At 59.3% G+C, this 23,790-nt stretch carries 22 protein-coding genes; 15 read left to right on the top strand and 7 right to left on the bottom strand.

The genetic code is table 11. The annotated features are described in order from the left end of the window. The first annotated feature begins 66 nt into the window (after positions 1-66). Complete coding sequence (locus tag AC07V4_RS16465; protein ID WP_492637483.1) at positions 67-669, top strand: MiaE family protein; 603 nt, start codon at positions 67-69, stop codon at positions 667-669. Here AC07V4_RS16465 and AC07V4_RS16460 read toward each other — a convergent pair. Next, a complete protein-coding gene (locus tag AC07V4_RS16460; protein WP_492637482.1) occupies positions 625-1,824 on the bottom strand; it encodes an MFS transporter in 1,200 nt (399 codons plus the stop codon). The two genes, AC07V4_RS16465 and AC07V4_RS16460, sit on opposite strands and share 45 nt — an antisense overlap. A gap of 157 nt (positions 1,825-1,981) precedes the next feature. Here AC07V4_RS16460 and AC07V4_RS16455 point away from each other — a divergent pair, with 157 nt between their 5' ends. Together AC07V4_RS16455 and AC07V4_RS16450 are read left to right on the top strand one after the other, a co-directional pair. Then, on the top strand, positions 1,982-2,689 hold the full coding sequence (locus tag AC07V4_RS16455) for a winged helix-turn-helix domain-containing protein (RefSeq protein WP_431751815.1): 708 nt from the start codon (positions 1,982-1,984) through the stop codon (positions 2,687-2,689). After that, positions 2,690-3,967 (top strand): ATP-binding protein, encoded by a 1,278-nt coding sequence (locus AC07V4_RS16450; protein ID WP_492637481.1) that lies wholly within the window; start codon positions 2,690-2,692, stop codon positions 3,965-3,967. Between the two features lie 50 nt (positions 3,968-4,017). On the opposite strand, the gene AC07V4_RS16445 is transcribed toward AC07V4_RS16450, so the two are convergent. Together AC07V4_RS16445 and AC07V4_RS16440 are read right to left on the bottom strand one after the other, a co-directional pair. Continuing rightward, the gene (locus AC07V4_RS16445) at positions 4,018-4,809 is read right to left on the bottom strand and encodes a MipA/OmpV family protein (RefSeq protein ID WP_492637480.1); all 792 of its coding nucleotides are present in this window, start codon (positions 4,807-4,809) and stop codon (positions 4,018-4,020) included. An 18-nt stretch (positions 4,810-4,827) separates the two neighbouring features. Next, complete coding sequence (locus AC07V4_RS16440) at positions 4,828-6,651, bottom strand: serine hydrolase domain-containing protein (RefSeq protein WP_492637479.1); 1,824 nt, start codon at positions 6,649-6,651, stop codon at positions 4,828-4,830. A 229-nt stretch (positions 6,652-6,880) separates the two neighbouring features. On the opposite strand from AC07V4_RS16440, the gene AC07V4_RS16435 reads away from it, so the two are divergent. The 3 genes from AC07V4_RS16435 to AC07V4_RS16425 all read left to right on the top strand — a co-directional run bounded on the left by AC07V4_RS16435 (position 6,881) and on the right by AC07V4_RS16425 (position 10,152). Then, positions 6,881-8,980 (top strand): glycoside hydrolase family 19 protein, encoded by a 2,100-nt coding sequence (locus AC07V4_RS16435; RefSeq protein WP_492637478.1) that lies wholly within the window; start codon positions 6,881-6,883, stop codon positions 8,978-8,980. Further along, entirely contained in the window at positions 8,977-9,474 is a 498-nt protein-coding gene (locus tag AC07V4_RS16430) for a hypothetical protein (protein WP_492637477.1), read from the top strand. Before AC07V4_RS16435 ends, AC07V4_RS16430 begins: the two co-directional genes overlap by 4 nt. A 135-nt stretch (positions 9,475-9,609) precedes the next feature. After that, on the top strand, positions 9,610-10,152 hold the full coding sequence (locus tag AC07V4_RS16425; RefSeq protein ID WP_492637476.1) for a hypothetical protein: 543 nt from the start codon (positions 9,610-9,612) through the stop codon (positions 10,150-10,152). Here the strand turns inward: AC07V4_RS16425 and AC07V4_RS16420 are convergent. Together AC07V4_RS16420 and AC07V4_RS16415 are read right to left on the bottom strand one after the other, a co-directional pair. Further along, positions 10,118-10,600 carry a GFA family protein gene (locus tag AC07V4_RS16420; protein WP_431752603.1) on the bottom strand — a complete coding sequence of 161 codons (483 nt, stop codon included), beginning with the start codon at positions 10,598-10,600 and terminating at the stop codon, positions 10,118-10,120. The genes AC07V4_RS16425 and AC07V4_RS16420 overlap by 35 nt on opposite strands. A 32-nt stretch (positions 10,601-10,632) precedes the next feature. Next, a complete protein-coding gene (locus AC07V4_RS16415) occupies positions 10,633-11,523 on the bottom strand; it encodes a LysR family transcriptional regulator (RefSeq protein ID WP_492637475.1) in 891 nt (296 codons plus the stop codon). Between the two features lie 255 nt (positions 11,524-11,778). Here AC07V4_RS16415 and AC07V4_RS16410 point away from each other — a divergent pair, with 255 nt between their 5' ends. From AC07V4_RS16410 to dctM, 8 genes are all read left to right on the top strand, one after another. Beyond that, entirely contained in the window at positions 11,779-12,597 is an 819-nt protein-coding gene (locus AC07V4_RS16410) for an HTD2 family dehydratase (protein ID WP_492637474.1), read from the top strand. A 29-nt stretch (positions 12,598-12,626) separates the two neighbouring features. Continuing rightward, entirely contained in the window at positions 12,627-13,790 is a 1,164-nt protein-coding gene (locus AC07V4_RS16405; RefSeq protein ID WP_492637473.1) for an acyl-CoA dehydrogenase family protein, read from the top strand. 10 nt (positions 13,791-13,800) lie between these two features. Next, entirely contained in the window at positions 13,801-15,150 is a 1,350-nt protein-coding gene (locus tag AC07V4_RS16400) for an MmgE/PrpD family protein (protein WP_492637472.1), read from the top strand. A gap of 9 nt (positions 15,151-15,159) precedes the next feature. Further along, positions 15,160-16,353 (top strand): CaiB/BaiF CoA transferase family protein, encoded by a 1,194-nt coding sequence (locus AC07V4_RS16395; protein WP_492637471.1) that lies wholly within the window; start codon positions 15,160-15,162, stop codon positions 16,351-16,353. Between the two features lie 15 nt (positions 16,354-16,368). Continuing rightward, positions 16,369-17,181, top strand: coding sequence for an HpcH/HpaI aldolase/citrate lyase family protein (locus tag AC07V4_RS16390; RefSeq protein ID WP_492637470.1), 813 nt, complete (start codon positions 16,369-16,371; stop codon positions 17,179-17,181). A 240-nt stretch (positions 17,182-17,421) separates the two neighbouring features. Further along, the gene (locus AC07V4_RS16385) at positions 17,422-18,405 is read left to right on the top strand and encodes a TRAP transporter substrate-binding protein (protein WP_492637469.1); all 984 of its coding nucleotides are present in this window, start codon (positions 17,422-17,424) and stop codon (positions 18,403-18,405) included. Positions 18,406-18,578: 173 nt separating this feature from the next. Beyond that, positions 18,579-19,211 carry a TRAP transporter small permease gene (locus AC07V4_RS16380; protein WP_492637468.1) on the top strand — a complete coding sequence of 211 codons (633 nt, stop codon included), beginning with the start codon at positions 18,579-18,581 and terminating at the stop codon, positions 19,209-19,211. Beyond that, positions 19,211-20,491, top strand: a complete 1,281-nt coding sequence (dctM, locus tag AC07V4_RS16375; protein ID WP_492637467.1) for a C4-dicarboxylate TRAP transporter large permease protein DctM — start codon at positions 19,211-19,213, stop codon at positions 20,489-20,491. The genes AC07V4_RS16380 and dctM overlap by 1 nt, the downstream gene beginning before the upstream one ends. 58 nt (positions 20,492-20,549) lie before the next feature. Here the strand turns inward: dctM and ampC are convergent, their stop codons facing one another. Continuing rightward, positions 20,550-21,692: a class C beta-lactamase gene (gene ampC, locus AC07V4_RS16370; protein WP_492637466.1), complete on the bottom strand. Its 1,143-nt coding sequence runs from the start codon at positions 21,690-21,692 to the stop codon at positions 20,550-20,552. Positions 21,693-21,812: 120 nt separating this feature from the next. Here ampC and AC07V4_RS16365 point away from each other — a divergent pair, with 120 nt between their 5' ends. After that, the gene (locus AC07V4_RS16365) at positions 21,813-22,691 is read left to right on the top strand and encodes a LysR family transcriptional regulator (protein WP_492637465.1); all 879 of its coding nucleotides are present in this window, start codon (positions 21,813-21,815) and stop codon (positions 22,689-22,691) included. Between the two features lie 175 nt (positions 22,692-22,866). On the opposite strand, the gene yghX is transcribed toward AC07V4_RS16365, so the two are convergent. Further along, positions 22,867-23,754 (bottom strand): YghX family hydrolase, encoded by an 888-nt coding sequence (gene yghX, locus AC07V4_RS16360; protein ID WP_492637464.1) that lies wholly within the window; start codon positions 23,752-23,754, stop codon positions 22,867-22,869. Between the last annotated feature and the right edge of the window lie 36 nt (positions 23,755-23,790).

Raw genomic sequence — 23,790 nt, 5'->3', positions numbered from 1 at the left:
GCTGGTGGTCTGTGACGTGGTCGGTATAATCGGCGCCCTTTTCTGATTCTTTTGCCCGTGAGCCCGATGAACCTGCCCGAAATCCACGAATTCCTCGGCTGCCGCACCCCTGACGCCTGGGTCCAGGCCGCATTGGCCGATCAGGAAACCTTGCTGATCGACCACAAGAACTGCGAATTCAAAGCCGCCAGCACGGCCCTGAGCCTGATCGCCAAGTACCACGGCCATGTGGACCTGATCAATATGATGTCGCGCCTGGCCCGTGAAGAGCTGGTGCACCATGAGCAAGTCATGCGCCTGATGAAAAAGCGCAAAGTCGAACTGCGCCAACTGCACGCTGGCCGTTACGCCTCGGCGTTGCGCAAAGTGGTGCGCAGCCATGAACCGGTCAAACTGGTGGATACCCTCGTGGTCGGCGCCTTTATCGAGGCGCGCAGTTGCGAGCGTTTCGAAGCACTGGTGCCGCATTTGGACGAAGAACTCGGCAAGTTCTACTTCGGTTTGCTGAAAAGCGAAGCGCGGCACTTTCAGGGTTACTTGAAACTGGCGTATCAATACGGCGACGCCAAGGACATCGCCCATGTGATCGAACGGGTACGGGCGACCGAACAGGAATTGATCGAGTCACCCGACGTCGAGTTCCGCTTTCACAGTGGCGTGCCAGCCTGAGGCAACCGCCACGCCGATCAGCGCGGTGATGCCTGCCAGCAGCAGGATCACCGTTTGCGTGCCCAAAGGCGCCGCCAGCAGCGCAACCGCCAGGCCCGCCAAGGGTTGGGCCAGGTTGTTGAACAGTGTGATCACGCCCACCGTCTTGCCGAAATCCTGCACTGGAATCACCCGCTGACGGGTGCTGCGCAGGTACACATTGAACATCTTGTCGAAGCCGGTAACCAGCAGGAACCCCGCGGCGTACAGCCCTACACTGGGGCTGACGGCCATGATCAACGCACCGACGCCGATCATCGAATATGATAGCCCGCCCAGAACCTTCAACGGCAGGCGGGTTCGGGCCAGGTAAAACAGAATCCCGATGGTCACTAACGCTCCCAGCGCTTGCAGCAACGCATAAGCATCCTTGCCGGCGGCAAACTGGCCGGTGACCAACGCCGCAGAGGTGGCCAGCGTCACTCCGATGATGAGGTTCACGCCCACGGCCAGGGTGATGATCCGTTTTAACTCCACTCGATCCCGGATATGTCCCAAGGCGATGCGCAACGGCCGCAGCCAGATATCGGGATGTTGCTCGAAGGTTTGCAGGCTCACTGCGCTGGTGCGTTGCCAGAACCGCATGGCTAGGTCTGCCAGCAAAAACAGCCCGGCAACCCCCAGCACGACCCAATGCCAGGCCCAGATTTCCAACAGCAGTGCCGCGACGAGCGGACCGAGTACCAGGCCGCTCTGATCGGCGATCTGTGAGTAGGAGAGGGTCTTGGTATAGGTGTAATGCTGGAAAATATGCGGCATCAGCACTTCCCGCGCCATGATGCCTTGGGTGGTCAACACTCCGCAGAGTGCCGACAGCAGGACAATCCAGTAAAGGCCGTCAAACACGGCATACAGTGCTACCGTTGCGGCGCAGGCCAGTGCCCGGTAGACCTGGCTGATATGCAGGATGCGCACCGGAGAGAATTTATCGCAGACTGCGCCGCATACTGGAAAGGCCAGGTAGCGTGGCAACGACTCGACAAAAAATGCCAAACCCGCCCAGGCCACGCTCTGGGTGGTCTGAAACACGATCAAGGGCACGATAAACAACAGAATCTGGTCTGCCAGTCGCGACAAGAACAGCGAAACGAAGAACGCCAGGTAATCCTTGCGCATACAACTCCCTGTGGATGGCGTTAAAGATTGCAGGCTATTTGTTAAAAACTCTTAAAAGCATGAAGCTTCGTCGGGCAGTGATGGCCAGCTGCTTCTGTCGGCCAGCTTGCCACCTATAATGACTGCACTTCAATCGGCATAGCCACACTGAGAATTTATGGAAAACCTGGGTCTGGGCAAAGTCCTGCTCGTTGAGGACGATGAAAAGCTGGCAGGGCTGATTGCGCACTTTCTGTCGCAGCATGGTTTCGAGGTGCGGGTGGTGCACAGGGGCGATAAAGCCCTGGCGGCGTTCCTGGACTTCAAACCGAAGATTGTCGTGCTCGACCTGATGCTGCCGGGCCAGAGCGGGCTGCATGTGTGTCGTGAGATTCGCAACGTGTCTGACACGCCCATCGTGATCCTCACCGCCAAGGAAGATGACCTGGACCATATCCTCGGGCTCGAGTCCGGCGCTGATGACTATGTGATCAAGCCGATCAAACCGCCGGTGCTGCTCGCACGCCTGCGTGCGTTGCAACGCCGGCAAGTGCCTGAGCCCACTGTACGCGGCTCGTTGGAATTCGGTCGCTTGTCGATTGACCGCAGTTGCCGGGTGGTCAGCCTGGGCGGTGAAAAAATCGACCTCACCACCATGGAGTTTGAATTGCTGTGGCTGCTGGCCAGCAGTTCGGGAAAGATACTTTCCCGCGACGACATCCTCAACCGCATGCGTGGCATAGCCTTCGATGGTCTTAACCGCAGCGTCGACGTCTACATCAGCAAACTGCGCAGCAAGCTCAACGACAACCCCAGGGAGCCGGTGTGCATCAAGACCATCTGGGGCAAGGGCTACCTGTTCAATCCGTTCGCGTGGGAGGTTTAGATGCTGCGGCTGTTTCTGCGCCTGTATGTGATCCTTGCGCTTGGTTTGGCGGGGGCGATCTGGCTGGTCAACTACACCTTCGACGAGTTATTGCCTGAGGCTAACGAGGTCTATAACCGCGAAGCCTTGCGTGGCCCGGCTTATGGGCTGGTGGAACAACTGCGGCCGTTGCAAGGGCCGGCACGCGAAGCACGCCTGGAAGAATTGCAGCCGCATTACGGGTTGCGCCTGAAGCTGGTCCAGCACGATGCGTTGGAGCTGAACGAGCGTGAACAGCAACTGCTCGCCGCTGGCCAACTGGTGGTGCGTGGTGACTTCATGGAGTTCATCACCAGCATCGACGGCGGCCCGCAACTGCTGCAAATCAAGCTGCCGGAAGAGCCCAAGTGGTTGTACCTGTGGGCCTATGGTTTTCTCGGCGTCAGTCTGGCCCTGGTCCTGTATTTCTGGGTGCGTCCGCACTGGCGTGACCTGGAGCATATCCGCTTGGCCGCCCAACGCTTCGGCGATAATGACCTCGCCTCGCGTATCTTGCTGCCGCGCCGCTCCACCGTGCGTGAACTGGCCGGGCACTTTAACCAGATGGCCGAACGCATCGAAAGCCTGATCGCCAATCAGCGCGAACTGACCAACGCGGTGTCCCACGAACTGCGCACGCCCATTGCGCGCTTATCGTTCGAGCTCGACCAGCTCAAGCAACAGGCCGACCCACGCCAGAGCCGTGAGTTGATCAACGACATGTATGCCGACCTGGGCGAGCTGGAGGAAATGGTCTCCGAATTGCTCACCTACGCCAGCCTGGAGCGTGGCGCCACGCAGGTCACCCGGGAAAGCATCGAGGCCCACAGCTGGCTCGACAGCGTGATTGGCAGCGTGGCCCTGGAGGCTGAAGCGGCGGGTGTGCAACTGTCGTTGCGTACCTGTGAAGTGGACTTTATCCAGATCGAGCCGCGCTTCATGGCACGGGCGGTGATCAACCTGCTGCGCAATGCCATTCGTTATGCGGACCGCCGCGTGGAGGTCTCGCTGGTCAAGTTCGGCACGGGTTACGAAGTGCGGGTCAACGACGATGGTCCCGGCGTGCCGTTGGAGGGTCGGGCGAAGATCTTCGAACCCTTCATGCGCCTGGACGCCAGCCGCGACCGCCGCACCGGCGGCTTCGGCCTGGGCCTGGCGTTGGTGCAGCGGGTCAGCCAATGGCATGGCGGGCAAGTAGAAGTGCTGGATTCGGAGTGGGGCGGGGCCTCGTTTCGGATGACGTGGGCGTATGCCGAATAGCAATTGTGGGAGGGGCAGGGCTCCTCCCACATTTTGATTGGGTCAGATGATCAGAAGGTGTATTCCACCATCCCCATCACCGAGGCCTGCAAACGTCTCTCCACGATCGGGCTCTTGCCCGCTTCATCCGCCAGGTACTGCACATCCAGCAAGGTCGAGAACTTGGTGTGCTCACTGATTGGCAAGCTCCACGACAGGTTCATACCGTTGCTGATATTGCCCGCACCGGCCTTGTATTCCTTGAAGCGGCTTTGCGCGGCCTGGCCGGTGGTTACGCCGTACCAGGTCTGCAGGTAGTTACGGTCACCAAAGTGACTGCTGACGCTTGCGTCGATGGAGCCATAGTTGCCCTTATAGAGATTGGTGCCCAGGCTCAGTTCCAAGTGGGTGAACGCCTTGCCGTTGTCTTTGTGATCATCGTCCTTGAGTGCATGCTCCAAGGTTGCGCCGACAATGACACCGCCGAGGTTATAGCTGGCCTTGATACCTACCTGCCCGCGAGCTTTGATCTCGCCCATGCCCTTGAGGCGTTTTGAGCCTGCGTGCATGCTTTCATTTTTATCCTTGCGTGAGCCACTGACGCCCACATAAGTGCTGAAAGTCAGGGCGTTATCTTTGTAACCCCAGCCCAGCCCGGTGTCTGTATCGAGGAAGATCCCCCAGGGGCTGACGATCTTGCCACCCAGCACCGGTCCGGTAGTGCGTTCGTCACTACCGCTATAACGGGGCGTGTTGCCCACGCCGGCCTTGAGGCTGTATTTCCAGTCTTCGGCAATCGCGCTGTCGGCGGCGGCGAGCAGGCACACCGAGGTGAAGGACAGGCAAAGGTTTCTTGAGCGCATTGGGGCGTTCTTCCGTGGTTAGAAACTAAGAGGGTTGTGGGGTGATTGGGTACGTTTGAAGGAGTAACCCGACGCGCTGAGGCCGTTGACCTGGCGGCTGACGGTGTCGCCCAGGCCATAGCCATTGCCGGCCAGCACCGCATGGGCGTTGTCGACGGGCAGCAAGATGTAGTCGGTCAGCGGCTCGTCGTGTAGTTGGCCGCGGATCACCAGGAAACCTTCTTCCAGGCGCACGCTGATACCGCTCAGCGGCGCGTCGGGTTCATGGGTGTTGAGTACTTGATAGGTGCCAATGGTGTCGGCCCAGGCCAGGGGCAGTGGTGGCGGGTCAATGCGCTCGCCGATGGCAATGCGCTGGCCGTGGCTGCGGGCAGTGAGCATCTGGCGGCCTTGCACCGTCACCACGTCAAGCTGCACGCGGCCCAGTTCGCCAAGGTCTTTGAGCCAGAAACCGAGGACTTTTTTCTGCGCGCGGAGCCAGCCGTGGTCGTCGCGGACCAATTCAAAGTCAAAGCCGGCCAGTTCGCCGGCCAAGCGATTATTCTCGTCCTTGATGCGGAACACGCCCCAGGCCGTTGCATAAAACCCGGCCAAGCGCTTGCGGTCCACGGCGGCCGGCACTTGACGCAGCTTCAACCCATGGTTGGGTGATTGGCAGTTGTCGGCGCACACCTGGGAGCCGGTTTGCGCCTGGAGCATCAAACGCAGGGCGTCGGTGGACAACGACACCACCATCTCTTCGGCATTGCTGTCGTTGGCCATGATGATCACCGCCAGTTGCTGGTCGGGCAGTACGGTCAACTGGGCCGCAAAATCGTCGCCGCCTCCGCTGTGCTGATAGGTCCGAATGCCAGGGCCGACCGGTTCATCACCGCAGGGCGCCAGGAACCAGCCCAGGCCCATCTGGCAATCGAAGTCCAGGGCGTTGCCAGTGTTTTGCTGGGTGAACATCGCATCGATGGCAGCGCTGCCCAGCACCTGTTTGTCTTTGTAAGTGCCGTGGGCGAACAGCATCTGCACGTAGTGGCTGAGGTCTCTCGGGCTGGCCCAGAGCCCGCCGGCAGCCAGGTCACGCACCTGTGCATCAGTGCTGACCCGACCGTCTTCATAGCCCATGGCGCGATAGCCCAGTTGTGCGCCGGTGCCGATGAAGCTTGACTGGTCCATGGCCAAAGGTTTGAGCAGGCTGTTCTGTAATTGGGCCTCGAAACTTTTACCGCTGCTGCGCTCAATGGCCGCGCCGACCAGGGCATAGCCTAGATTGGAATAGGCCACCTGGGAGCCGGGCGGACTGCTCAGCCAGACACCCGATACACGCATCGGCATCTGACTCATGGCGTAGGTACTACGCAGGTCGCGCAGGTGCTCGCTGGGCAGGCCGGATTGGTGGCTCAGTAGACGGCGCAAGGTGATATCGCGGTCGGCCGCGGCTTGGTCGCTGTGAAAACGCGAACGAACATAAAATTCGCGCAAGGTTTGCTGGATCGGCGCATCCAGTTCAAGGCGCTGTTGCTCGACCAATTGCAACGCCGCTGTAGCTGTCAGCAGCTTGGAAATGCCCCCGGCGCGAAACGCGGTGTTGGGCGTCACCGGCACACCCTGCGCCTTGTCCGCCATGCCGAAACCACGGGCCCAGATCAGCTCCTGGCCGTTGAGCAGGGCAATTGACAATCCCGCCACGTTCTCCCGAGCCATGTCTTGGGGAATGCGGGTTTGCAGGTAGCGGATGATTGCACCGTAATCACCCTTTTGAATCGGCGGCGGTGCAGGCGGTTGCCCGTGGCAACCAATACTGCTCAGCAGGCAACCCAGCAGAGGAATACCGCGCAATGTGCGAAACATGAAGAACACCCGGATGATCGTTTGGATGTTCGAATGCTAGGGCGGTGACGGCCAGTAATCTTTGAGAGCTTTGTCGGGAAACTGTCAAAGACTGTTAACGGCCCAGTCTAGGACGCTTCAAAACAGAATCAGGACGTACCCTTCTGGAAAAGGGAAATATTCCGGCATTTTTAGCGGACATCCAGACTTTACCCTCTGCGCTCTTGTGAAATCAGGAGCGACACTGTCCATGGATGTTACAAACTGGAGCCATCCGTTCAAGGATCAAAGCCACCCGTTGTCGCAGTTGACTCAACTGGCCAATGCCACTGCGGGGTATTACCCCTTGGGGCGCAATGCCCTGTGGCATGGCGGGGTGCATTTTGACAGCGGCACGGCCGGCCTTCTTGATCAGTCAGCTGTCTACTGTGTGGCTGACGGTGAAGTGGTGGCTTACCGCATCGATGAGCATTTACCCACCACCCCTTATGTGGACAACGACCAATGCGTGGCGAAACCGTTTTCGCGCAACTTTGTGTTGGTTCGCCATCGCCTTCAGCCGCCCTGCATCGAAGTCTGCGCACAGACACCTCCCAGTCTTACCCTCTACAGCGTGTATATGCACCTGCAGGACTGGGCGTTCTATCGTGAAGATCCAACGGTCGCTCGACCCGCCTTTTGGCCTGAAAAGGCAACGGATGGCGTTGCCGTGCTGCAAGCGCCTGTCGCCATCAAGGCTGCCGATTTGATCGGGCATATCGGGCTTTATCAGTGTGGCGATGCAAAAAAGCCGGAAAGGAAACTGCACCTGGAAGTCTTCAGTGCTGATGACGTCGAAGGTTTTATCGACGCCTGCCGGGCATGGGCGCAGCAGTTGCCAGCCAGCGACAAGACCTGGCTCAAACTGGCCGCAGGCACTGCGGTCGTGCCCCATCAAGAGGGCTTTGGTGTTACGCAATGTCCCGTTCCTAATGGTGCCAGCCCGGTCAGTGGCGCAGATTTACTGCTGCCCAAAGCGTTGCTCGACAGCTTGCCGCCCGAAAGCAAAATGACCCACGTTCAGGGCAAGGCCAGCAGGTGGTATCGCCTGGATGGGTTGCTTCTGGATGCCGATAACCATCCACTCGACGGTTGGGTATGCGAGACCGTGGGGGTTACACCCTGGGTCAGTCCGTGGTCGTGGGAGGGCTATGCGATTGTCTACAGCGTCGACACTTCATTGAGTGCGCTGGCTGCGCTGCTACGTGACCTTGGGCGGTTAAGCGAGGTCCAGCTTGCACGTTTTGGTCGCGTGGCCGACGAGGGGAACAAGGGCCGGATCAAAAGCCGTCTCTACGACATCATCGACCGCAACCGCGATGGAAAGATCACGGCAGCCGAGCTGCAAGCGGCGATCCGCCAGCCGGCTCACGCCCAGTCGATTTCGCGATTGATCATTCATACCGAAAGCGAATGGTCCCAGCCCGGCAAGTGGGATGGGCTGGATGAGGTGCTTGGCCACACCCGATTGACGCCGAACTTGAACTGGCTGGCGGAGAAACAACGGATCAACGCGTTGTGTTGGTGGGAAGAGGTGGCGCCGATGATTGGGCTGCCTGGGAGTGGGGCGGTGTATCACTTTCATCCGGTGGGGTTGGTGGGGCAGTTTCGCGCGGTTAACCCGTTGGCAATTACTCCAATGCAACTAAAACAAATATTTCCTTTGGCGAGTGAGGCCGATATTGATGTGGTGCTCAATGAAATAAACGGCCGATTAACCGAATTTAAATTGGATACCCGGTTAAGACAACGACACTTTTTCGCCCAGATCAAGGGTGAAGTGGGGGCGTCTATGAAAGGGGTGACCGAAAGTTGGGAATACTCCCCGGCGGTACTTAAGTCGTTTAGTGTTTACTATCGAACGCATCCTTTGGAGGCGGAACAAGATGGGTATTTGAAGGACTCGACTGGGCGGATTATTCGTAGGGCGAATCAACACGAAATCGGGGTGAAGCATTTTTTGCGCTTAAATGGAAATCGAAGGTCTCATCCTGCGGATGGCTATAATTTCAGGGGGAGGGGGTTGTTACAACTTACGGGCTATGAGAAATACAAGGGTTTCAAGGCTGGTTACTCAAGATACTGGAAGGGGGCGGTGCCAGATACAGTCGGACAGCCAGACCTGATTAATGAAATGCCTACAGCCATAAGGAGTGCAATATGGTTCTGGGTTGATCGTAATGTTTTTGAAGAGGTGCAGTCTGGTGGTTATTCAGATGTCGAAGTAGTTACTAATGCTGTAAATGGAGGGATGATGGGGCTTAAAGAAAGGAAAGCAGCACATAGAATAGCTGAAGGTGCACTGAGATGAGGAAGACTCTGTTTTTTATAGGGCCGTTACTCGCATTTTTTAACCAAAATGCTTTTGGCTCCGAAAGCAGCCTTTGTAAAGCTAGTGAAATAATGATCGCGTCATGTCATTTGCATGAAGGGAAGAAAAGGGTGGTGTCTCTGTGTGCAAGTGCGGATGGAACTATGGTTTTTTATAGAATTGGCAAGGAACAAAATATGGAGTTGGTAAGTGGCTTTTCGAAACGGCGAGTATTGTTTCGAAGGGTGGATAAATTTACTTACACTACATATTTCGGATTTAGGTTGCCTCCCCATGCCTATGTTTTTGGTGTGCCACAGCAGACGTACAGAGCTAAGGCGTTTCTAGGTGTTTATAGAGATGATAAAAGAATTATGTCGCGTGAATGCACCGATAACTCCTTTGGAGAGACAGCGCTTAGAAGTGAGGCGATAATCGATGTTGCAGATGAAGTCGTCAGGACAAAAGAAGGTCTTGTATTTCCGCCTCGTTGAGGTGCGGCGACGGAAGAAATGACTCTTTAATTTTAAGGGCGATGGGCTTGAGTTGGTACGATATTTTGAAGAGTCGTTCGAGTTGGTGCTGTATAACGCTGGTCGGAAGAGAGCCAGTTATTTAAGGGCGAATTGATGAAGTGGTTTACATGCTTTGTTGTATTGGCCCTATGGGGTTCTTGCTCGGTGCATGCTGAGTCGGGTGATCCTATTCGCTTTGTTGAGAGCGATGTCGGTGCGGATAGGTTTATATGGTCTGGGTTTTATTTTAGAAAAAGCGAACTATGTACTTATCCGAATAGTGATGACTCCTGTGCAGATGAGTTCAATGATTATTTGAACATAAGTCCAGTGGGTGGGACTTACTCAGTGGAATTGAATAGTGCACAGGCAGGGCAGCATGTATGTGATTTTTCGATTGTTATGAAAGAAGTAGCAGGGTTGCTTGCATATAGAACTCCGTATGGAGATATTTTATTGCAAAGGAATGGATCGTTTTTGGAAATTTCTTCGCAAGGCATTGACCCTACTGCGAGCGGCCTTGGTGTATGTGGTGTGCACGCTGACATTGATGGTCTGAAGTTCCCTTTGGATAACGATCAGGCAATTCATAAATCAACACGTATCGATCCTTCTGTAGATGCTACAAACCCAACCGCTCATGCCACTGCGCAATAGACTCCTCAGGATACTCATCAAACTGCAAATCCCCCTTGCGCACCGTCACTTCCACCCACGGTGCCTTGGACCCCAGCATCAAGTGCGTGTGTTCCGGCGGCACTGGCAATGGTGTGTCGATGGCTGAAGCGAACGGGTGGATCAACTCCGGCCATTGCGGGCTGAACAGCCATAAGGCGCTGCCGCATTGCGAGCAGAAATGTCGCTCGGCGGTGCTGGCGTGGGCACGGCTGGCGCCTTCCGGCTTGAGCTTGGCGTGGTAGATCGAAATCTGTTTGCGCCCGCGCACCTTCAGGCTTTTGGCGTCGCCGCCCAGGTTGATCGCATAACCGCCGCCGCCTTGAGTCTTGCGGCAGATCGAGCAGTAGCAACGCTGGTACGGGTAGGGGTGGGCGCTGTTCAAGCTGAAGGTGACAGCGCCGCAGTGGCAGGACCCTTTTAACTCCATGGAAGTCTCCTTTGGCAAGGTGACTGTTGAGCTTAGGCGGTTTTCGGCATCAAGGTAGCGATCAACGCCCGAATGGTGCCGGGCAAGGCTTCCAGCTCCCGCACCAGGATGCTGCGCTCGCGAATCGCCCACGGTTCATCCAGCTTGACCGCCACCAGTTGCATGGTGCGGCTGTGCCGGACGGCGGCGGATTCGGGGATGATGCCGATGCCCACGCCGGCCTCGACCATTCGGCAGATCGCTTCGAAGCTCGACACCTGGATGCGCAGCGACAGTTGCTTGCCCAACCGCTCGACGTGTTCGCGCAAAAAGCTCAGCAGCGTGCTGCCCTCATGCAAGCCGATATGCTGATACGCCAGCGTCTGTTCCAACGTCACTGACGGTTGATCCGCCAATGGGTGTCCGACCGGCACCATCAACACCAATTCATCTGTGCTGAAATGCAGCACCTGCAAGCCCGCCGCTTCCACGGGGCCGGCGATGATGCCCATGTCACTGGCGCCGTCCAGCACGCCCCGCACGATGTCCCGGGACAAGCGCTCCTGCAGGTCAACGGTGACGCCGGGGCGCTGGGACAGGAACCCCGCCAGCACCTCCGGCAGGAACTCGGTGACTGCCGTGGTGTTGGCGAAGATACGGATATGCCCGGCCGAATCCACGCCGTATTGGGTGAACTCGCTTTTCAGGTAGTCCACCTGGCGCATGATCAGGCGCGCATGGTGCAGCAGGCGTTCGCCCGCCGGGGTGATCTCCACGCCACGGCTGTCGCGGTATAGCAAGCGTGTGTCGAGCTGGCCTTCCAGGGCCTTGATGCGCGCACTGGCGGCCGCTGGCGAGAGGAACGCACGCTTGGCGCCCTGGGTCAGGCTGGGGGATTCGGCGATATGGATAAACAGGCGCAGGTCGGCCAGATCGAAGTGCATGCAAGACACCTTCTTCAGCAACAGTGAAGATCAAATGTGGGAGCTGGCTTGCCTGCGATGGCGGAGTCTCAGTCAAAACATTCGGCGACTGATCCACCGCTATCGCAGGCCAGCCAGCTCCCACAGGGGATAGTGTTGTCATTGAGTTTGGCGTTCAGCATAACCGAACGCTGGTTTATTGAAATGCAAATTCTCAGAACGGGCGGGCGCTTGCATGATCCGGGCAGACACCCACTGCCCGAGGATCTGCACCCGATGAGCGCCACTGATTGGATCGGTCGAAGTGAAACCGCCCACGACCACCTGAGCCACAACCTGCTCAAGCGAATTGCCGCCACGTTCGGTGAAGCGGTTCCTGCTGACGGCGAAGCGGTTCCACCGTTGTGGCAGTGGTGTTTCTTTCAAGATCCGTTGCCGGAAGCGGCCCTGGGCACCGACGGCCACCCGGCTCGTGGCGGGTTCCTGCCGCCGGCGGATAACCGCAATCGCATGTGGGCCGGAGGGCGAATTGAATTTATTCATCCATTGCGTGCTGGCGAGTCGGCTACCCGCGTATCGACCATTACTCAGGTCGAAGAAAAGACCGGCCGCACCGGTTCGCTGTTGTTTGTCACCGTGCGCCACGACTATTCCCAGAACGGCCGCCTGGCGATACGCGAAGAACAGGACATCGTCTACCGCGAGCCCACGCCGCCCAAGCCGGGCACTGGGGATGCACTGCCTCTGGGCGAATGGCGCGAGGCCGTCGAGCCCACACCCACCTTGTTGTTCCGCTACAGCGCCGTGACCTTCAACGGCCATCGCATTCACTACGACTATCCCTATGTCACTGGCACCGAAGGCTACGCGGGGTTGGTGGTGCACGGGCCGTTGATCGCCACCTTGAGCCTGCGTGCCTTTTGTCGTGCCCATCCTGAAGCCACATTGCGCCGTTTTGCCTATCGCGGCGTCCGTCCGTTGATTGCGCCGCAACCGTTTGAAGTCGGCGGGCGGGTGACAGACACCGGTGTAGCTGAGTTGTGGGCCGGAGATGTGAGTGGCTTGGCACAGCAGGCCCAAGTGCATTTCGAATAATCCAAGAACAACAGGCGGAGAGCCGTTAAATGAACCCCAATGACAACGAAGAACTCAACGCCATCCGTGAAGGCGTGCGCGCCCTGTGCGCTGAATTCGATGCGGCTTACTGGCGCAAGATCGACGAAGAAAAAGGTTTTCCCGAGGCGTTCGTCAAGGCCCTGACTGACGCCGGCTGGTTGTCGGCGATGATCCCCGAAGAGTACGGTGGCTCTGGCCTGGGCCTGGCTGAAGCCTCGGTGATCCTGGAGGAAGTGAATCGCTGCGGTGGCAACTCCGGCACGGTGCATGGCCAGATGTACAACATGTTCACCTTGCTGCGACACGGCAGTGAGGCACAGAAACGTTTCTACCTGCCCAAGCTCGCCAGCGGCGAATTGCGCTTGCAGTCCATGGGCGTGACCGAGCCCACCACCGGTACCGACACCACCAAGATCAAGACCACCGCGATCAAGCGGGGCGACAAGTACGTGATCAATGGCCAGAAGGTGTGGATCTCGCGTATCCAGCACTCCGACCTGATGATCCTGCTGGCGCGCACCACGCCGCTTGCCGAGGTGAAGAAAAAGTCCGAAGGCATGTCGATTTTCCTGGTGGACCTGCGCGAAGCCATCGGCAATGGCCTGACCGTGCAGCCCATCGCCAACATGGTCAACCACGAAACCAACGAGCTGTTCTTCGACAACCTGGAGCTGCCACTCGACAGCCTGATCGGCGAGGAGGGCAAGGGGTTCAAGTACATCCTCGACGGGCTGAACGCCGAGCGTACCTTGATTGCTGCCGAGTGCATCGGCGATGGTCGCTGGTTCATCGAAAAAGCCAGCGCCTATGCCCGCGACCGTGTGGTGTTTGGTCGGCCCATCGGCCAGAACCAAGGCGTGCAGTTCCCGATTGCCGAGGCCCATATCGAAATTGAAGCCGCTGACTTGATGCGCTGGCGTGCCTGCGAGGAATACGACCGCGGCGCCAATGCAGGGGCTAGCGCGAACATGGCCAAGTACCTGGCGGCCAAGGCGTCCTGGGAGGCCGCCAACGCGTGCCTGCAAACCCACGGTGGTTTTGGTTTTGCCTGTGAATACGATGTGGAGCGCAAATTCCGCGAGACCCGTCTGTATCAAGTGGCGCCGATCTCGACCAACCTGATCCTGTCTTACGTGGCCGAGCACCTGCTCGAACTGCCACGCAGCTTCTGAGGGCCTGACCATGAGCCATACCCAAGCCTTGTGTCGGTTTCTGGCGGATCTGCATTACGAGCAATTACCGGAAAACGTACTCGCGCGCACCGAAGACCTGTATCTGGATTGGCTAGCCTCGGCGCTGGCGAGTAAGGGTGCACACCCGATTCTGCTGTTCGAACGTTATGCGCACAAGATGGGCCCGAGCAGCGGCCCGGCCCAGGTGATCGTCAATGGCGGCAGCAGCAGCGCGTATTTCGCCGCCCTGGTCAACGCCGCTTCGTCACACTTGGTGGAGCAGGATGACCTGCACAACAGCTCGGTGCTGCACCCGGCCACCGTGGTATTTCCAGCCGTCTTGGCTGCGGCCCAGGACCTCGGCAAGTCCGGTCGCGAACTGCTACTGGCGTCGGTCGCCGGTTACGAAGCCGGGATTCGCATCGGTGAATTCATGGGCCGTTCCCACTACCGCATCTTCCACACCACGGCCACCGTCGGCACGCTTGCCGCAGCGGTGGCCGTGGGCAAGTTGATGAACTTCAACGAAGAACAGTTCATCAACTTGCTCGGCAGCGCCGGCACCCAGGCCGCCGGGCTGTGGGAGTTCTTGCGCGATGCCGCGGACTCCAAGCAACTGCACACGGCCAAAGCCGCGGCGGACGGTTTGCTCGCCGCTTACCTGACGGCGGATGGCCTGACGGGCGCCCGTAATATCCTCGAAGGCGACCAGGGCTTGGCGGCCGGCATGTCCAGGGATGCCGAGCCGAGTCGGTTGTCCGCCGGCCTTGGCAGTCGCTGGGCCTTGCTGGAAACCTCGTTCAAGTTCCACGCATCCTGCCGTCACACCCATCCTGCCGCTGATGCACTGTTGGGCCTGATGCAGCGCGAAGGTCTGAGTGCTGACGATATCGCTCGTGTGGAAACCCGTGTGCACCAAGGCGCGATTGACGTGCTCGGTCGTGTGAAAGTGCCCGCCACGGTGCACCAGGCCAAGTTTTCCATGGGCACGGTATTGGGCCTGATTGCGGTGCATGGCAAGGCGGGGCTGACCGAATTTCATGAGAAGGCGTTGAGTGATCCGGCTGTTGCCACATTCCGCGACAAGGTCAGCATGACCCTCGACCCCGAAGTCGACGGCGCTTACCCGCAACGCTGGCTGGGTCGCGTCACCGTCACCACTCCTGATGGTCGCCTCTTGCACGGTGCCATCGACGAGCCCAAGGGTGACCCGGGCAACACCTTGAGCCGCGCCGAACTGGCCGACAAATTCCAGCGGCTCTGCCAGTTCAGCGGCGCCCGCACGCCGGCCCAGGCCGACTTATTGATCGACAAGGTCTGGAACCTGCGTAATGCAGCGTCCATGGCTCACTGGCTTTGAGGAACCTCCATGACTAATCAACGACCGCTGGACGGCATCACCGTCGTCAGCCTGGAGCACGCGATTGCCGCACCCTTTTGCACTCGCCAGTTGGCCGACCTCGGCGCCCGGGTGATCAAGATCGAACGCCCAGGTGCCGGTGACTTTGCGCGTGGCTATGACGAGCGAGTGCGCGGTCTGGCCTCGCACTTCGTGTGGACCAACCGCTCCAAGGAAAGCCTGACCCTCGACCTCAAGCAGGACGAGGCGGGGGATATTCTCGAAACCTTGCTGGCCGACGCCGATGTGCTCGTGCAGAACCTGGCGCCCGGCGCGGCGGCGCGCATGGGCTTGTCGTTCGAGGCGCTGCATGAGCGTTTTCCGCGGCTGATCGTCTGCGATATTTCCGGCTACGGTGAAGGTGGGCCTTACGAGAAGAAGAAGGCCTATGACCTGTTGATCCAGAGCGAGGGCGGCTTCCTGTCGGTGACAGGGGGGGCGGGTGAAGACCAGATGGCCAAGGCCGGTTGCTCGATTGCCGACATCTCCGCGGGTATGTATGCCTACAGCGGCATCCTTTCGGCGTTGCTGCTGCGCGGCAAGACGGGGCAGGGCAGCCGCATCGACGTGAGCATGCTCGAAAGCCTGGTGGAATGGATGGGCTACCCCATGTATTACGCCTTCGACGGTGCTCCGCAGCCGCCGCGCGCCGGGGCGGCGCATTCGACGATCTATCCGTATGGCCCGTTCCCCACCGGCGACGGCGGCACGGTGATGCTCGGTTTGCAGAACGAGCGCGAATGGGCGGCGTTCTGTGACAAGGTTCTGCTCACGCCGGAGCTGGCGACGGATGAGCGTTTCTCCGCCAATTTCAAGCGTTCGGCCAACCGCGAAGTGCTGCGCCAGATCATCGTCGACCGCTTCGCGCAGTTGGACGCCGAGGCGGTGATCCAACGCCTGGAGCAAGCACAGATCGCCAGTGCGCGGGTCAACGATATGCAAGGCGTATGGGACCACCCGCAACTCAAGGCACGGGACAGCTGGCGTGAAGTCGCGAGCCCTGCCGGGCCCTTGCCGGCGCTGCTGCCACCGGCGCGCAATGCCGCGTTTTCACCGCGAATGGATGGGGTTCCGGCGCTGGGGCAACACAGCCAGGCCATCCTCGATCAGCTCGGTTACTCGGGTGACGTCATCGACAGCCTGCGCGCCCGTGGCGTTATCTGATAAGGAATGTAAGTGATGCCAAAGCCTTTAGTGCGTTCGGCCCTGTTTGTTCCCGGCAGCCGCCCGGAGCGCTTCTCCAAAGCCCTGGCCAGTGGCGCCGACGTGGTGATTGTGGATTTCGAAGATGCGGTGGAAGAACCCCTCAAGCGCCAGGCGCGGGATAACCTCGGGGCGTTTTTAAGCGCCCATCCCGAAGCCCGTGTGTGGGTGCGCATCAATGCGCCGGAGCATGCCGAGCATTTTGAAGATGTGGCGTTCTGCAAAGCCCATGCAAATGTGGACGGTGTGCTGCTGCCGAAGGTGGAGAGTGCGACACAGGTGGCTGTGGTGGCTGCCACCGGTAAAGTTATCTGGCCGATTATCGAAAGCGCTCGGGGCTTGCTGGCTATCAACGAGATTGCCCATGCGCCGCAGGTGGAGCGTTTGTCATTTGGTGGCCTGGACCTGGCCTTGGACCTGAACTTGAGCAGCCACTCGGCGGCGGCCCAATTTGCCCTGGACCAGGCGCGCCTTGCACTGATCGTGCATTCCCGCGCGGCCGGCCTGGTGGCACCGCTGGACGGCGTGCATCCGGCGATTGATGACCCCGAAGGCCTGGGCCGGTCGATCCGCCACGCTTATGAAATGGGTTTTGCCGGGGCGCTGTGCATCCATCCCAAGCAGGTCGCGGTGATCCACGCTGCATTGGCGCCCAGTGATGAAGAGCTGGCCTGGGCGCAGCGCGTGGTGGATGGCGGCGCCCATGGGGCAGGGGCCTATCAGATCGATGGGCAGATGGTGGATGCGCCGGTGTTGCTGCGGGCACAGAGACTGTTGGCGCAGATATAACGGAAGAATCCGGTAGCAAAAATGTGGGAGGGGGCTTGCTCCCGATGACGGTGTGTCAGTCACACGATATACCGACTGAACCACCACCATCGGGAGCAAGCCCCCTCCTACAGGAATCTCCATTGTTCATGATGTTGGCGTTCAGCTTGGCCGAACGCAGGTATCTAAAATTCGAAATTCACTACACGCATCACATCAGGCACCTTGCCTGACAACACAACAATAAGAAGGTGATTTCCCATGCTCAAGCTTTCCCGGGCGCTGCTGTGCGCCGCCACCTTGTTTGCTGTGGGCCTGGCCCAGGCGGCAGACCCGATTGTGATCAAGTTCGCCCATGTTGTCGCCGAGAACACCCCCAAAGGCCAAGGCGCGCTGCTGTTCAAGAAGCTCGCCGAAGAGCGCCTGCCGGGCAAGGTCAAGGTCGAGGTGTACCCGAACTCGTCGCTGTTCGGCGATGGCAAGGAAATGGAAGCGCTGCTGCTGGGCGACGTGCAGATGCTCGCGCCGTCCCTGGCCAAGTTCGAGCAATACACCAAGCAGGTGCAGATCTACGACTTGCCGTTCCTGTTCAATGACCTGGCCGCTGTCGACCGTTTCCAGGCAGCTCAAGGCAAGGAACTGCTGACCTCGATGCAGGGCAAGAACATCCTTGGCCTGGCCTATTGGCACAACGGCCTCAAGCAGCTGTCTGCCAACAAAGCGCTGCATGAGCCCAAGGATGCCCGTGGCCTGAAGTTCCGCGTGCAGGCCTCCAGCGTGCTCGAAGAGCAGTTCAAGGCGATCCGCGCCAACCCGCGCAAGATGAGCTTTGCCGAGGTCTACCAGGGCTTGCAGACCGGCACCGTCAACGGCACCGAGAACACGTGGTCGAACTATGAAAGCCAGAAGGTCAACGAGGTGCAGAAGTACTTCACCGAGTCCAACCATGGCCTGATCGACTACATGGTGATCACCAACGCCAAGTTCTGGAACGGCCTGCCGCCGGACATCCGCAGCACCCTGGAACAGACCATGGCCGAAGTCACCGTCGAGGTGAACAAGCAGGCCGAAGCGCTGAACCAGTCGGCCAAGCAGAAGATCATCGACGCCAAGACCAGCGAAGTCATCGAGCTGACCCCCGAGCAACGTGCGCTCTGGCGCGAAGCCATGCGCCCGGTGTGGCAGAAGTTCGAAGGCGAGATCGGGGCGGACCTGATCAAGGCGGCCGACGCGTCCAACCAGTAATAACGGGGCGAACCGGGATCGAGTGTGGGAGGGGGCTTGCCCCCGATAACAGTGGGTCAGAAGCAGGTGTGCAAGCTGGCACACCGCAATCGGGGGCAAGCCCCCTCCCACATTTTGATCCGGTTACCACCCCAGCCTTGCACCTATCTATCTCTACCCCGCGAGGTTTTGCCATGCAAACGCTAAGGCGCGTCTGGGAGCACCTGGAGGAAGGCTTTATCGCCTTCCTGCTGGCGGCCATGACCCTGGTGACATTTGTCTACGTCATGCTCAACAACATCTACACGCTGTTCTTTGCCCTGGCTGACAAATGGGCCTTGAGCAGCACGTTCTTCAACTTCCTGGGCGACCACACCATGACGTGGGCCCAGGACATGACCTGGAGCGTGGCGCTGACCAAGGCCATGTTCGGCTGGCTGATTTTCTTTGGCATTTCCTATGGCGTGCGGACTGCCGGGCACTTGGGCGTGGACGCCCTGGTCAAGCTGACCAAGCGCCCGGTGCAACGCCTTCTCGGCATGCTCGCGTGCCTGTGCTGCCTGGCCTACGCCGGGCTGTTCATGGTCGCCAGCTACAAGTGGGTCAGCGCGGTAATGACCGCCCATATCGGTGCCGAAGACCTCGACCAGTACGGCGTCGACGTCGGCGACATCGTGGTGATCGTACCCATCGGCTTTGCCTTGGTGTTTATCCGCTACCTGGAAATTTTCTACCGCATCTTTACCCACCGTCAGGTCGGGTTGGGGCTGGCTGACGAGGCCGGTGAGGCCAGCAAGTTGGCCGGCAGCCACGAGGAGCGTCACTGATGGCCGTGCTCTGTCTGTTTTTGCTGTTGTTCGTGTTCATGTTCCTCGGCGTGCCCATTGCGATTTCATTGGGATTGTCCGGCGCGATGTCGATCTTGATGTTCAGCCAGGACTCGGTGAGCTCCCTGGCGATCAAGCTGTTTGAAACCTCCGACGCCTACACCTTCCTGGCGATCCCGTTTTTCCTGTTGTCCGGCGCGTTCATGACCACCGGCGGTGTGGCGCAACGCTTGATCGATTTTGCCAACGCCTGTGTCGGGCATATTCGCGGTGGCCTGGCCATTGCGGCGGTGTTGGCGTGCATGCTGTTTGCGGCGTTGTCCGGTTCGTCACCGGCAACCGTGGCTGCGGTGGGTTCGATTGCCGTGGCGGGTATGGTGCGGTCCGGATACCCCAAGGAGTTCGGCGCGGGGATTATCTGCAACGCCGGCACGTTGGGCATCCTGATTCCGCCGTCGATCGTGATGGTCGTGTACTCGGCGGCCACCGAGACTTCAGTGGGCAAACTGTTCATGGCCGGGGTCATTCCAGGGTTGCTGCTGGGGTTGATGCTGATGGTCACGATCTACATCGTCGCGCGCATCAAGAAGCTGCCGGCGCAACCCCGTGCGACCTTTCGTGAGTGGCTGACCTGCGCACGCCGAGCCTTCTGGGGCTTGCTGTTGCTGGTGATCATCCTCGGCGGCATCTACAGCGGCATGTTCACCCCGACCGAAGCGGCGGCCGTGGCGGCGGTGTACTCGGCGTTCGTGGCGTTGTTCGTCTACAAGGACATGAAACTGCGCGACTGCCCCAAGGTGCTGCTGGAGTCCGGGCGCCTGGCGATCATGCTGATGTTTATCATCGCCAACGCCATGCTCTTCGCCCACGTGTTGACCACCGAGCAGATCCCGCAGGAAATCACGGCCTGGGTGATTTCCGAAGGGCTGACACCGATTGGTTTCCTGATCATGGTCAACATCGTGCTGCTAGTGGCCGGCAGCTTCATGGAGCCTTCGGCCATCGTGTTGATCCTGGCGCCGATCTTCTTTCCGATTGCGATGAAGCTGGGCATCGACCCGATTCACCTGGGGATCGTGATGGTGGTCAACATGGAAATCGGCCTGGTGCACCCACCGGTGGGGCTGAACCTGTTCGTGACCTCGGCGGTGACCGGGTTGAGCCTGGGGCAGACGATCCGAGCGGCGTTGCCGTGGCTGATGATTCTGTTGGTGTTCCTGATCATGGTTACCTACCTGCCGTTTATCTCCCTGGCGTTGCCGCATTGGCTAGGCATGTAGCGCGGTAAAAAATGTGGGAGGGGGTAAGCCCCCTCCCACATTTGTTTATTGTCAGGCTTTACTGGTCAAGCGCACTCAAGATCGCATGCGCCACTTTCACCCGTTCGGCGTTCGGGTAGTTCTTGTTCGCCAGGATCACCACGCCCATGTCCTTGCTCGGTACGTACGCCACATACGCGCCGAAACCACTGGTGGCGCCAGTTTTGTTGTACAGCACGTTGGCCGGTTGTACCTGCGGTGTGTCCAACCATTCAGCCTTGTGAGGTTCCATCGCCATCGGCGTGGAGTTGCCGTCAATCAGTGCCTGCAGCGTGATGGGGTAGGGGTAGTACTCCCAGCCCAAGCCTTGGGTCATGCCGTTCGCCCTGTAGTAGCCAGTGTGAGTGGTGGCAATGGCCTGTTGCAGTGGCTTATCCAGATCTTCTGGGTGCATGTTGGCGATCACATAGCGCGCCAGGTCGTGGGTGCTGGTCTTGATGCCGTAGGCTTCACTGTCCAGTGCGCCGGGGCCGACCCGGACGGGTTTCTGATCCTTGTCGTAGCCTTGGGCGTATTGGCCCGACTGGTCGGCGGGCACGCTGACGTAGGTGTTCTTCAAGCCCAGCTTGGGCAGCAGGGTTTTCTCCATGGCTACGTTGAAAGGCTGCCCCAGGCTTTGCGCCGTAAGGTAGCCGAACAGGCCAATGCTCGGATTGGAATAGAGTCGCTGTGTGCCGGGGGCGTAAGTCGGTTTCCATTGTTGGTAATAACTGAGCATGGCCCCGGCGTTGTCGGCGGCGTCGGGAAATTGCAAGGGCAGGCCGCCAGGCGTATAGGTCGCCAGTTGCAGCAGGCTGATGCGGTCGAAGGCGCTGCCGGCCAAGGCGGACAGGTGTTCACTGGCCTTGTCCGACAGCTTCAGCTTGCCGGTGGCCTGGGCATACCCGCCCAGGGTGGCGGTGAAGGTCTTGCTCACCGAACCGATTTCAAACAAGGTGCCTTCGGTCACAGGCTTTTGGGTTTCCCTGGAGGCGACGCCGTAGTTGAAGTATTGCACCTGGCCCTTGCTGACGACGGCGATGGATAGCCCTGCGATGCCTTGCTGCTGCATCAGCGGTTCCACGCTGCTATCCACTACCTTGCGCAGGTCTGGCGCTGCCATGCAGGTACCGGCCCCCATCAATAAAGCTGACATCAGGATTTTTTGTACATGACGATTCATGGTGATTGGCTTCCCTGTAGATGATCGAGGCCTGCGCAGGCGTCGCAAATCTAGGTGGATTTTACCGGCCGGGCAAACGATGATATTTCGCACCTGCCATTAGAAAAATTAGGGCTAAGCATGCTGCGTTCCCATTTGCCCCTCAATGCCCTGCGCGCCTTCGAGGCTTCCGCCCGCCACCTGAGCTTTACCCGTGCGGCCATCGAGCTGTGCGTGACCCAGGCGGCGGTCAGTCATCAAGTGAAAAGCCTGGAAGCGCAACTCAATGTCACCTTATTCAAGCGCCTGCCCCGGGGCCTGATGCTCACACGCGAAGGTGAAACGCTGCTGCCGGTGCTGCGCGAGTCGTTTGATCGCATCGCCCACACCTTAGGCCAGTTCGAAGGCGGGCATTACCGCGAGGTGCTCACCGTCGGTGTCGTGGGCACCTTTGCCGTAGGCTGGCTGCTACCGCGCCTGCCGGATTTTCAGCGTCGTTATCCGTTTATCGACCTGCGCCTGTCCACCAACAACAACCGCGTCGATGTCGCCGCAGAAGGGTTGGACTACGCGATCCGCTTCGGTGCGGGCGCCTGGCATGGCACCGACGCCTGCGAATTGCTGGCTGCACCGCTGAACGTGCTGTGTGTGCCGCAGATTGCCGAGCAATTGCAGGTGCCTGGCGACCTGCTCAAACACACTTTGCTGCGTTCCTACCGGGCCGATGAATGGACCCAATGGTTCCAGGCCGCCGGGTTACCCGCCGACACCGTGGTGCCGCGCAGTATCATGTTCGACTCATCCTTGGCCATGATGGAGGCTGCGCTGCAAGGCACCGGTGTGGCGCTTGCTCCCGCGATGATGTTTTCGCGGCAGCTGGAAAGCGATGTGATTCGCCAGCCGTTCGATATCGGCATTACCACCGGTAGCTATTGGCTGACGCGCCTGCAATCACGGGCTGAAACGTCGGCGATGCTGGCGTTCAAGGGCTGGCTGAAAGAGGCCGCCGGGCAGGCCTGATATGAGCAGAGGTATCTAAACCATTGCCGACACTATGCCTTGGAACACTGAACCCGACAGCAATGAGAACCCGGTGTGGGGGGGGCTTGCTCCCGAAAGGGGTGTTTCAGACACAGATGCAGTCACTGATCCACCGCTTTCGGGAGCAAGCCCCCTCCCACATTTTAGATCGCGGCTAGGCTAGGTATTTGCGGAACCAGTCAAGAGTCCTTTTCCACGCCAGATTTGCCGCCGCTTCGTCATACCGCGGTGTCGAATCATTATGGAAACCATGGTTGGCGCCCTTGTAGATATACGCCTCATAAGTGGTGCCCGCCGCCTTCAGCGCCTTCTCATACGCCGGCCAACCCTCATTGATCCGCGTATCCAGTTCGGCGTAATGCAGCATGATCGGTGCCTTGATGCGCGGTACATCCTTGGCGTCCGGTTGGCGGCCATAGAACGACACCGCCGCTCCCAACTCCGGATAGGCCACCGCGGCTGCATTGGTCACGCCACCGCCGTAACAGAAGCCGGTGATCCCCACCTTGCCGGTGCTGGTGTCGTGGTGCATCAACCACTCGATGGCGGCGAAGAAGTCGTTCATCAGCTTTTCGGGGTCGACTTTCTGTTGCAGTTCCACCCCTTTTTCATCGTTGCCCGGGTAGCCGCCCACCGACGTCAGCCCATCCGGTGCCAGCGCAATAAAGCCGGCTTTGGCCAGGCGCCGGGCAACGTCTTCGATATAGGGATTGAGGCCACGGTTTTCATGCACCACCACCACGGCCGGCAATTTGCCGCTGGTCTTGGCCGGGCGCACCAGGTAGCCGCGCACGGTGCCGTTGCCCTTGGGCGAAGGGTAGGTGATGTAATCGGCGATGATGTCCGGGTCGGTGAATTTCACCTGCTCGGCCAACGCATAGTTGGGGCTCAGGGCCGCCAACAGTGCGGAGGCGGTGAGGCCGCCAAACGTGAACAGCGCAGCGCGGTCGAGAAACTCACGGCGGTTGAGCTTGCCGTGGGCATAGCCGTCGTAGAGCTCCAGCAGTTCGGGGGCGAAGTCTTTCGCGGTGAGACGCGTCATCGGTGCAGTCCTCGAAGGGGGATGGCAATCAATGTA

The sequence above is a fragment of the Pseudomonas sp. GW821-FHT03A09 genome (assembly GCF_059421065.1).
The sequence above is the reverse complement of the archived record's forward strand: the minus strand, read 5'-3'. Positions and strand labels throughout refer to the sequence as shown.